4 protein-coding genes are annotated in these 11,842 nt (G+C 32.7%); 3 read left to right on the top strand and 1 reads right to left on the bottom strand.

Features of this window, described 5'->3' with window-relative positions; all coding sequences use genetic code 11:
* Window positions 1–73: 73 nt before the first annotated feature.
* On the bottom strand, window positions 74–595 hold the full coding sequence (locus tag BSF42_RS17000; protein WP_141248471.1) for a T9SS type A sorting domain-containing protein: 522 nt from the start codon (window positions 593–595) through the stop codon (window positions 74–76).
* Window positions 596–1,492: 897 nt separating this feature from the next.
* Here BSF42_RS17000 and BSF42_RS16995 point away from each other — a divergent pair.
* The 3 genes from BSF42_RS16995 to BSF42_RS16985 all read left to right on the top strand — a co-directional run bounded on the left by BSF42_RS16995 (window position 1,493) and on the right by BSF42_RS16985 (window position 11,673).
* Window positions 1,493–6,808 (top strand): type I polyketide synthase, encoded by a 5,316-nt coding sequence (locus BSF42_RS16995; protein WP_095954294.1) that lies wholly within the window; start codon window positions 1,493–1,495, stop codon window positions 6,806–6,808.
* A gap of 79 nt (window positions 6,809–6,887) precedes the next feature.
* Entirely contained in the window at window positions 6,888–10,895 is a 4,008-nt protein-coding gene (locus BSF42_RS16990) for a non-ribosomal peptide synthetase (RefSeq protein WP_095954293.1), read from the top strand.
* Window positions 10,882–11,673, top strand: a complete 792-nt coding sequence (locus BSF42_RS16985; protein ID WP_172426714.1) for a 4'-phosphopantetheinyl transferase superfamily protein — start codon at window positions 10,882–10,884, stop codon at window positions 11,671–11,673. The genes BSF42_RS16990 and BSF42_RS16985 overlap by 14 nt, the downstream gene beginning before the upstream one ends.
* Window positions 11,674–11,842 lie beyond the last annotated feature (169 nt).

Genomic DNA, 11,842 nt, shown 5'->3' with positions numbered 1-11,842 from the left:
AAATACCTTAAACGTAACAGTCACAAATAATAATAATAAAAGGGTATGTGCAAGTTTCATTAGATCTATTTTTTTAATTTTTTATTATTTTAAACGATTTCAAAATTTTATTATCATTATACACTACAAGTATATAAATGGATGGACTTAGATAATTAAAGCTCACTTGTGCTTCTGTTTGATCAATTGTATTTTGTTTTAAAAGCCTTCCTTGAATGTCATAAAGCTTATAAGATCTTTGTCCGCTCTCTAACTCTAAACCAGTCATACTTATGGTAACAAAATCTATTGTCGGATTTGGGAAAGCTAATATTTCTGTTGTAGGTGTTTCAACTTCGGGTGTTCCTAAGTTTCCATCTTTTTCTTGATGCTGTATTCCTTGGGCTACATTATAAACTGATTCTACTCCAATATAAGTATAAAATACTTGTCCAATTGAGTAGGTAACTGTTCCAGAACTGCCTGTTGCATTACTTCCAGATGTAATTATGGTCTCCATAATATCGCTGGACTGCGTCTGACTATTCCCTAAAAAAGGAAAAAATAACATCGTAATTATAAGTAGGTTAATGTATTTTAATCTTAGATACTTCACAGTTTAATTTCTCTATATTTGTTATACTGCAAAAATATTTAATTTCAAAAAATAATCGATATAATATAGTTTATATCCGATAAAACACATCAAATGTAGTATTTTAATGACTTTTTACTTACATTGAAAAAGTTAATTTTTTTTATTGTTTAACATATTATCTAAGAAAACTACATTATGTTATAATAAGTGACAATAAAAGATGAAATATGATTGGTTTTGCAATCTAAACAATGGTTATCCATAAAATAACGCTGATATACTTCATAAATTATCTGTGCCCCTCATTTTTACCTATTCTTCAATTCAGCAGCCCAAATTACTATTATTTCATAATTGTACGGCATCAAAAAAAGCAAATCTGTTATTTTAACAAGCTTTTATATTATTGATTTTAAATCAATTACACCATCGAATAAATTATTTTTTTTATTTTAAAAATATAATAATTACTGTAGATTTTTTGAAAAAAGATAGAGTTTCAACTTTCGCTGATCTATTTTAAAATAAAGTAAAAAGAAGTTAACGAGAGAAAATTAACTCTAAATGACTATCAACAATTATAAACAAAATTTGTCTGATTCAATTCAAAATATGCTTTTCATCGATAATAATAGCTTTATACAGAATATGCAAGTATTACTGAAATTTTTTTCCTTTTTTTGATCAACTTATTGAATAATAAGCTGTAAATATTATTTTAATATAAAGACAAAGTAAAGGCTAAAACCAATCAAAATTCTTACATCTATTTATTTTTCAAGAAGCTCCATAAATAAAAAGTGTAAAATTCCCTACTAACAAACTATAAGCCAGTATTTTAAATTCTTTTCTTTTTAGCACAACGCTAATATTATCATATTATTTTGCTCAACTTTAATTTTAATACAATTTAAAATGAAAAGACCTAACAACAATAATCTGGAAAACAAAATAAACTGGACAAAAATGAATTATCCAACAAGTCCGCTGCATGAACTTTTTTCAGAGCAGGCTAAAGCATCTCCTGATTCAACAGCTCTTGAATTTGAGAACCAAAAAATCAGTTATGCAGAATTGGATACACTTGTAAATAGAATGGCTAATTACTTTTCGCTACAAGGTTTATCTTCTGGACAAATTGTTGCTGTATCAATGGAAAGAAGCCCAAATTTAATTGCTTCTCTTTTTGCAATTTTACAATGCGGTGCTGCATATCTGCCATTAGACCCTAAATTTCCTGCTGAACGTTTGGAATTTATGCTTATAGATTCTGAAGCAAGTTTTTTATTAACCACAAAAGCCCTTTCAGATTCATTACCCAATTCTTCCAAAAAAATAGTAATAGAAGATGTAATATCTTCACTTGATGAATATCCTGTTTTACCACTTCCAAATGTTGTTTCCAATAAAGCTGTTGCATATATGATGTATACTTCTGGATCTACAGGAAAACCTAAAGGAGTTACTGTCACTCATAAAAATTTAGTAAACTTTCTTTATAGTATGGCAATTGAGCCAGGTATAAAAGCAGCAGACAAATTATTATCAATTACTACAATCTCCTTTGATATTGCTGGATTAGAATTGTTTCTGCCATTAATAAAAGGTGCCGCAGTAGTTTTTGCAGATTACGAAACTACCCGCGACGGTCAGTTATTATTAAATCTTTTAAAGAAAAAAGAAATCACAATAATGCAGGCTACACCAACCACATGGCAATTGTTACTTGATTCTGGATGGGAAACACCACTGTCTTTAAAAGCACTTTGCGGTGGTGAAGCGATGCCATTGAACCTTGCACGCCAGCTCACTTCACGATGCGACTCGCTTTGGAATATGTATGGGCCAACTGAAACTACTGTATGGTCTGCCGTAAAACAAATTTTTGCTGATGATGATTTAATAACCATTGGACATCCTATTGCAAATACACAAATTTATTTATTAGATGAACAAGGTAAAATTGTTGCACCAGGAACAATTGGAGAAATAGTAATTGGCGGGGATGGAGTCGCAGAAGGTTACTGGAAACGCCCCGAACTTACAGCTGAAAAATTTGTACCAAATCCTTTCTCAACTGAAGCCAATTCTATTCTTTATCGAACTGGTGACTTAGGAAAATTATTGCCAAATGGAGAGTTTCAATGTTTAGGACGTATAGATCATCAGGTAAAAATTAGAGGTCATCGTATTGAGTTGGGTGAAATAGAAGCCGCCTTAAATACTTTGCATGGAATAAAACAATCTGCAGTTATTGTCAGCAATCTTTTTGGTAATGAAGACAAACTTGTAGCTTATTTAAAATCTAAAGAAGAATCACAAGATGAAAAATTAATTCAGGAGGCTCTTTCTAAAATACTTCCTGAAATATTAATTCCTTCAAAGTATATTTGGATCGATGATTTTCCGATAACACCAAATGGAAAAATTGATAAAAAGAATTTACCAGTTCCCGAATATAATAGACCTGATTCTGCTCCTCTTTTCAAAAAACCTAATACGCAATTAGAAAAAAATATTGCAAAAATCTGGAGCGAAGAATTAAAAATATCAAGTATAGGTATTGATGATGACTTCTTTGATATGGGAGGCAGTTCTGTATTGGCACAAAAAGTTACTACCTTAATGAGACAGAATTTATCTAAAGATATACCAGTTTCTAAAATATATATTCATCCCACAATTAGAGAACTTGCTGCAACTTTAGAAGAGAATATTAATGATGAAGATTTGTTTGCTTTTAAAGAAACGAATAACTACAAAACAACTTCTGCAGATATCGCTGTAATTGGAATGGCAGGAAGATTTCCTGGTTCCGATACAATTGATGAATTATGGGAAAATCTAAGAGATGGTAAAGAAACCATTTCCCTTTTCACAAAAGAAGAATTAGACAGCAGTTTACCCGAAAGCCTTCGTAAAGATCCACTTTATATAGGCGCTAGAGGAATATTGCCTTCTGCCAAAACATTTGATGCCAACTTCTTTGGATTAAATCCACAGCTGGCCGCAGCAATGGATCCGCAAATACGAATATTTCTAGAAATTTCATTCGAAGCTTTGGAACAAGCTGGGCATCTTCCTAAACATTATAAAGGAAGCATCGGAGTATATTCTGGAAGTGAAATCAATTCATATTATGAAAACAATATTTTTTCCAATAAAGAATTAAAAAGCTCAATAGGTGACTTACAAATTTATACCGTAAACGGAAAAGATTTTATTGCTCCTCGTACTTCCTATCATTTAAATTTAAAAGGACCATCTGTCAGCGTACATTCCGCCTGCTCTACCTCACTATTGGCAGTTGCAGAAGCGGTGAAAGCAATTAGAACTGGAATGTGTGATATTGCTCTTGCAGGAGGTTCAAGCGTGACAGCTCCTATAAATAGCGGTCATCTTTATGACGATGGCTTTATTAAAAGTCCTGATGGCTCTACAAGGTCTTTCGACGCTTCGGGAAAAGGCACCGTTTTTAGTGACGGAGCTGGAGTAGTTTTACTTAAAAAATTAGAAGAAGCCGAAAAAGATGGTGATATAATATATGGTGTAATTAAAGGTGTTGGGGTCAATAATGACGGAGGAGATAAAGGAAGTTTTATGGCTCCGAGTCCTAAAGGTCAAGCTGGAGCAATTATTAATGCATTTAATGATGCTCAAATATCACCTTCAACAATCACTTATATGGAGGCGCATGGTACCGCAACTCCAATTGGTGATCCAATAGAGATTGAAGGACTAAAAATAGCTTACGGGAAACAAGAAAAAAACAATTATTGCGCATTAGGCACTATTAAAAGTAATATGGGCCATACCACAGCAGCAGCTGGAGTTGCAGGTTTGATTAAAGTAATGCTGGCAATGCGATACAAGCAAATACCGCCAATGGTAAATTTTACCAAACCAAATCCAAATATAGATTTTGACAACAGCCCTTTCTATATCAATAATACATTAATTGATTGGAAAGCAGATGGTATAAGAAGAGCCGGTATAAGTTCTTTTGGTATAGGAAGTACCAATGTTCATGCTATTGTTGAAGAATATGAAGCAAAACCAAAACAATCTTCCAGCGGTCGACCTTTTGAAATACTAATGTGGTCCGCAAAAAGTCAAAATAGTTTACTGGGTTACGAAAATGCACTAGGTCATTTTATTGATAAATCAAAAGATATTGCATTAGCAGACATGTCATATTCTTTGAATACGACACGAGATGATTTTAATCATAGAAGTTTTTTAATCGCTGATTCTACTAAAAGTGCTGCCGAAAAATTACTTTGCTTAAAAACTAAAAGTTCTAAAAGCGCAATATTAAAAAGTGTACCAAGTGAAATTGGATTTCTTTTTCCTGGACAAGGAGCGCAATATTTACAAATGGGTAAAACACTTTATGATAACGAAAAAGTATATCGTGAGTCCATAGATAAATGTGCCGATTTATTGATGGAAGATCTAAAAATGGATATCCGAGATATAATTTATCCGAAAAATAATTCTACTGAAGCCGAAGAACTCCTAAAAGATACTCAATTAACACAGCCTGCTTTATTTGTTACCGAATATGCATTATCGCAATTATGGCTGAGCTGGGGAATAAAGCCAACTTTTCTTTGTGGACATAGTATTGGTGAATTTGCTGCTGCACATTTAGCTGGAATCCTAAGTCTAAAAGATGCATTACATATTGTCGCCATAAGAGGAAAATTAATAAGCGAACTTCCTGGCGGATCTATGTTAATTGTTCGAGTATCTATAGATAAACTGAAAGAGCTGCTTCCTGACACACTTTCAGTTGCTGCTATAAATGCAAATCAGTTCTGTGTTGTTTCTGGGACAAAAGAAGACATTGTAGCCTTTAATGAGAAACTTGACACTCAAGAAATTCCAAATAAATTACTTAATACAAGCCACGCATTTCACTCTTTTATGATGGATCCAATTTTAGATACCTTCAAAAATGAGTTAGAAAAAATAACGCTGAACATTCCTCGATTACCAATTATTTCAACAGTTACAGGAACATGGCTTACAGACACCGATGCTACAGACCCAATGTACTGGGTTAACCATTTGAAAAACACAGTTAGATTTGCAGACGCAATGGATACTGCATTTAAATTAGAAGATTTTATTTTACTGGAAGTTGGCCCTGGTCAAACGCTGACAACTTTAGCACGTCAACAAGCTGCTGGTAAAATTATCTCGGCATTCCCTAGTTTAACTTTTCCAAAAGATGAGCAAGAAAATGAATATTTTACAGTACTAAATGCTTTAGGCGATTTGTGGATGCGAGGTGTAAATCCTGATTGGAAATCTTTTTACAGTGAACAGCAAAGACAAAAAATTGAATTACCTAGTTATGTATTTGATCGTAAACATTGCTGGATTGAGCCTTTAGAAACAAGAGAAACAGCAATAATTCAAAAAGCATCAGTATCAGAAAGCCCAATAATTTCAATAGAAACTGAAAGTAAAAATGTGCATATTAAAGATTCCAAAAAAGATTCAATTCTTTTTAAGATCTCAGAAATTATAGAAAATGCATCAGGGATAACTTTTGATTCTGATTCAGCTTCTAATACTTTCTTAGAGCTTGGTCTAGACTCTTTATCGCTTACTCAATTATCAGGAAAATTAAAAAAGGAATTTGATTTGCCAATTACTTTTAGACAACTTAATGAAGGTTTTTCAACTCCATCACTATTAGCAGATTATATAGAACTTAATCTCCCTGAAGAGCATTTTATTAATGCGAGCAAGGAAGTAGAAATAACAACTAATCACATTATTGAATCAAATACTTTAGTTAAGGATCAACAATTATCACTAAATCAAAATCAAATTTCGCTAGAACAAATTGTACAGCAAATTCAGCTTTTGAGTCAGAAAGTAGATCAATTACAAAATTATCAAAGCTCTTCAGCAAACGGAAATACTTCATTTGCGAATCTAAAAATAGAACATTTTGAGTCGATTAAATTTAGTCCCAAAAATGGAGTCGAAACAAATGGGACAAATGGCGTGCATAAAAAAGAAAAGTCAATTGATACTTCAAAACTTAATAATCAAAAATCAGCACCGACTATTACTGCTGACAAAAAGTATACAATAATGGCAAATGAACCTCCTGTACAAGGAAGTAAACTTGGAAGAGATGAAAATGGAAATCCGGCATGGTTTATCAAAGACCCCAATCAAAACGGGGATTTTGTAAAGATAAAACTATAAGGATCAAGTAATAAGAGATAATTAATGTTTTTAAATTGTCCACTTCAAAACTGTGCAATTACATTTAAAATAAGTAATAATGAAAAATCAACCTCAAATACAAACAGAAATGGAAACTGAAACTGAAATTCAATTTAATCCATTTTCGCCTGAAATTGAACGTGTAATTCATACAACAAATTCGCAGCAGGAAATTTGGACAGATTGTATTTTTGGAGGCAGCGATGCTAACAGGGCTTACAACCTATCTGTATCTATTGACTTTCAAGGTAATTTAATACTAGATACATTTGAGAAAGCAGTAGATACTTTAGTACAGCGTCATGAAGGTTTGAGAGCCGTCTTTAGTCCAGACGGACGCTTTATGTGCATTTACAAAAATATTAATTTCGAAATTTCCCATAATGATTTTTCCATTCTGCCAGCGAAAAAAAGAGCACTATCTAAAGATGCGTTAGTAAGAGAAGAAGTAAATGCTCTTTTTGACCTCGTTAATGGTCCTCTCTTTAGAGTTAACTTAGTGAAAATTGATGATTTTGAATATACAGCAACGTTAACAATCCATCACATTGTTGGTGACGGGTTAAGTATCGATATTATACTGGAAGAACTTGGTACAATTTATTCTGCATATATAGAAAATAAAGAACCAAAACTTCCAACTCCAGAACTTTTCAGTGAATTTGCCGAAAGAATAAATTCATTCACAGAAAGCACTGATTATAAAACTTTAGAAGATTTTTGGATTAATATTTATAAAGAATCAGTTCCTACAATTGAATTACCATTGGATCATTTACGACCTTTATTACGAACGTATAATAGTGACCGTATAGATTTTCCTTTCAATGATACGATTATAACCGACTTAAAAAATATCGGAATAAGTGCAGGATGCAGTTTAGTAACCACTTTGCTTGCGGCTTTCGAGATCTTCTTAGCTAAAACTACAAAGCAAAATGATTTAGTTGTCGGATTTCCTTCTTCAGGAAATACTTTGTACGACATGAGACAGTTAATTGGCGATTGCGTTAACCTGCTTCCCTTACGCAGTAAAATCAATCCGAATATTAACTTTATCACGTATTTAAAACAAAGAAACTCTGAATTATTTGATGCTTATGAGCATCAGCAAGTTAGTTTTGGCCATCTTTTAAAAAGTTTTGCTATTGCCAGAGATCCGTCGAGAATTCCTTTAGTTCCTGTTATACTAACAGTTGACCTAGCAAGAACCATAGAAAATGAGTTTTCGTTCACAGGTCTTTCTCATAGTTTTAATGCCAATCCTAGACAATATGGAACTTTTGAAATTCAGCTTCATATATTTAGAGCAAAAGAAGGTCCAATATTTCAGTGGACTTACAATACTACATTATTCAAACCAGAAACTATAAAGGAAATGATGATTTCATTTGAAGACATCATCAATAAAATAATAGCTGATAAAAGCACTTCTTTATCAGATTTTGTTGGAGGAAATTATTTAGCAGATTACAGTGCTTTAAATAATACTGAAATGCACTATCCAGATGTAACTTTAACTGAATTGCTTAGAAAGCAAGCAGAAATTACACCATATAATGTAGCATTAGAGTTTTATGAATCTAAAACTACCTACCTTGAATTACATAAAAAAGTAAATCAACTAGCACATTATTTAAAAGCCCAAGGTATACAATCCGGTGATTTTATTGCCGTTTCTTTTCCTAGAAGTCCAGAATTGCTTTATACATTACTAGCTATTATGCAATGTGGGGCCGCATACCTGCCATTGGATCCTGAATATCCAAAAGAACGTTTAGAATTTATGCTAAATGATTCTGGCGCTAAAGTATTAATTACCAGCAAAACACTATTTGCATCTTTACCATCTTGGCCTCAAACATTATTTATAGAAGATTCAATTGAAGCGTTAAATCAATATTCACCTTTGCCTCTTCCTTTTTCGCTTAGTTCCGAAAGTACTGCATATATACTATATACATCAGGCTCAACAGGTAATCCAAAGGGAGTACCTATTACTCATAAAAATTTAGTCAACTTCCTTTTTAGCATGGCTTTAGAACCAGGCATCAGCGAAAATGACAGACTGCTTTCTATAACTACTATTTCATTCGATATTGCTGGCTTAGAACTATACTTGCCACTTATAAAAGGCGCAACATTAATATTAGCTGATCATGAAACAGCAAGAGATGGACGTCTGCTGCTAGAATTACTAAAAAGCGAAAAAATTAATTTTCTTCAAGCTACACCCACAACTTGGTCTATGCTTTTAGATTCTGGATGGTCTGAAAAATTACCGATCAAAGCATTATGCGGCGGTGAAGCTATGCCTCAAGATCTTGCAAAAGAACTTCTTTCTAAATGCGATACGCTCTGGAATGTCTATGGTCCAACAGAAACTACAATATGGTCATCTATAAAACAAGTAAAATCTGACGACAAACTAATTACGATAGGCAAACCAATTGGTAATACACAAATTTATATAATAGATGAGCAAGGCCAGCTTGTGGCACCAGGAAACATTGGCGAAATTGTAATTGCGGGTGATGGTGTTGCAAAAGGTTACTGGAACAGACCAGAACTTACAGCCAAGAAATTTATTGAAAATCAATTCTCCACCAACGATGATATAATTTATCGTACAGGTGATTTGGGAAAAATACTTCCAAACAACGAAATAGAATGTTTAGGACGTGTAGATCAGCAAGTTAAAATTAGAGGCCATCGTATTGAACCTGGCGAGGTAGAACAAGCTTTGTTATTACTTGACGGAATAAAATCTGCAGTTGTACTAGCAAATGAGAATTTTCTTGTAGCTCACATTGTTCCAGATTCAGATTTAGAAAATGCAGAAAATCAAATACCCTTATGGCGCGAAGCCTTGGCAACAAAATTACCAGCACAATTGATCCCTCATGATTTTAATTTATTAGAAAAAATTCCAACAACGCTCAATGGGAAGATAGATCGTAAAGCATTATCAGAATATAAAGCAAATAAAAAACTCACTTATACTGCCCCTCGAACAGAAGAAGAAAACATAGTTGCTTCAATTTGGAAAGAAAGCCTAGGTCTTGATGCTATCGATATTTTTAGTGATTTCTTTGAAATGGGCGGCCATTCAATCAAAGGAGTTAAGGTTATGATTGAAATAGAGAAACATACCGGTAAACGAATCCCTTTATCTGCATTGTTTAAATATTCAACAATTGAGAAATTTGCCAAATTGCTAAATACGGGAACCGAAATATATTCTGATTGCTTGGTTCCAATAAAGCCTCATGGAAACAAAGCACCTTTATTTATCGTACACGGAGCGGGACTAAATGTTCTAAACTTCATCAATTTAAGTAAACATTTTGATGATGATCAGCCTATTTATGGTATTCAAGGTACTAAACCTAAAGGTTTTGAAGGGTGGTATGAATCGATTGAAGCAATGGCTGCTCATTATATAGATGCCATCACAAAAGTAAATCCAAAAGGGCCTTATGCCTTAGCAGGTTTTTCTTTTGGCGGTATTGTGGCTTTTGAAATGACACGTCAATTAAGAAAACAAGGAAAAACGGTGAGCCTTACTGCATTGCTTGACTCTTATGTCGATTCTTCTTATTACTATGGAAATTATAGAAGAAAACAACTTGTTAGATACTTCGATATTACACATAGAAGGTTAGATTTTTTAAAAGAAATGTTATTGAGCTGGAAAGCTTTTAAAATGCGTATCAATGGAAAAAAAGAATACATCTTACAAAGACATTTTGGTAAAAAAACAATAATGACAGAACAAGAAGAACTGGCTCTTCAGCAATTTATAGAAGCTGATGGAATGGTCAAAAAAATTGTTGACCGTTATCATCTTAAACCACAAAGTTTTCAAGTAGATTTATTTAGATCGAAAGATGATGATAACTATAAATTAGATCCAACACACTTAGGATGGAAAAAAGCTGCATTAGGTGGCGTTAGAATTCATAATATTTCTGGTAACCATTTAGATATTGTAGCACCACCAAACGATAAAGTATTAGCGAGATTGCTTCAGGACATTTTAGATGAGAAACATGAAAATATCTAATTCTATCATTGAGTACTTAACTATACAGGATCTAAAATTGATTCCTATTAAAAAAAAATCTTTAGATACTGATGAGATAATCATTTATACAATTTATCTGCCAGATTTCATTGACTTAAAATCTGATTTATCTCAATTCCTAACCTCAAAGGAACTTAAGAAAGCACAGCGTTTTTTTAAAGAATTAGACAGAAACCGATTTATTATATATAGATCGATCTTAAAATTTATTTTAGCAGCACATACTAAATTGAATGTAAAAAATATTTATCTTGATTATCATTTTAATAAAAAGCCCTATCTAGCTTCACATCCTTGGCTTTATTTCAACGTTTCACATTCAGAAGACTATGCTGCAATTGCAGTTTCGCGAAAAAATGTTGGATTGGATATTGAATACATGTCTAGAGATTTCAACTTTACAAGTCTTCTTCCAGATGTTTTTGATGATAACCAAGTTTTAGAGATTCAAAATGCAGTTGATAAAAAACATGCTTTTTACACTTCATGGACACGTAAAGAAGCCTTTGTAAAAGCCTTAGGAAAAGGCATTGACGAAGATTTTAAATATATTCCCAGTTTAGATGGACAGCACAGTATAGATTTTCACCTCACTAAAAACTCAAAAAACTGGCAGGTATATAGTTTTAATCTTACCGATCATTACTTAGGTGCAGTAGCTGCAGAGGCTTTGTCAACAATTCCTAGAAAAATACTATTGTACACTGTACCAAATAATATGGAAAATTTATTAGATATGATTAAGGTAAAAAAGTAATTGATCCGTAATAATTTGTCAAACTGAATTAGTAAAAATTAGGGATCAAGAACAAATCTTGGGGAGGAAATGTCAAAATAAAATAAGAGATTTGCGCTATAAGAATTTAAGATGGATCCTATAGAGCTTTTAAAATTTATGCTTCCTGATTTTTTAGTCGACCATTTTG

The sequence above is a fragment of the Flavobacterium sp. ACN6 genome, from assembly GCF_002304005.1.
Classification (GTDB): Bacteria; Bacteroidota; Bacteroidia; order Flavobacteriales; family Flavobacteriaceae; genus Flavobacterium.
Note: the sequence above shows the minus strand (reverse complement) of the source record. Positions and strands in the feature narration are given on the sequence as shown.

Excerpts from the sequence above, each read along its gene's own strand:
- BSF42_RS16990 (WP_095954293.1), top strand. The coding sequence starts at position 6,888 with ATGAAAAATCAACCTCAAATACAAACAGAAATGGAAACTGAAACTGAA.
- BSF42_RS16995 (WP_095954294.1), top strand. The coding sequence starts at position 1,493 with ATGAAAAGACCTAACAACAATAATCTGGAAAACAAAATAAACTGGACA.
- BSF42_RS16985 (WP_172426714.1), top strand. The coding sequence starts at position 10,882 with ATGAAAATATCTAATTCTATCATTGAGTACTTAACTATACAGGATCTA.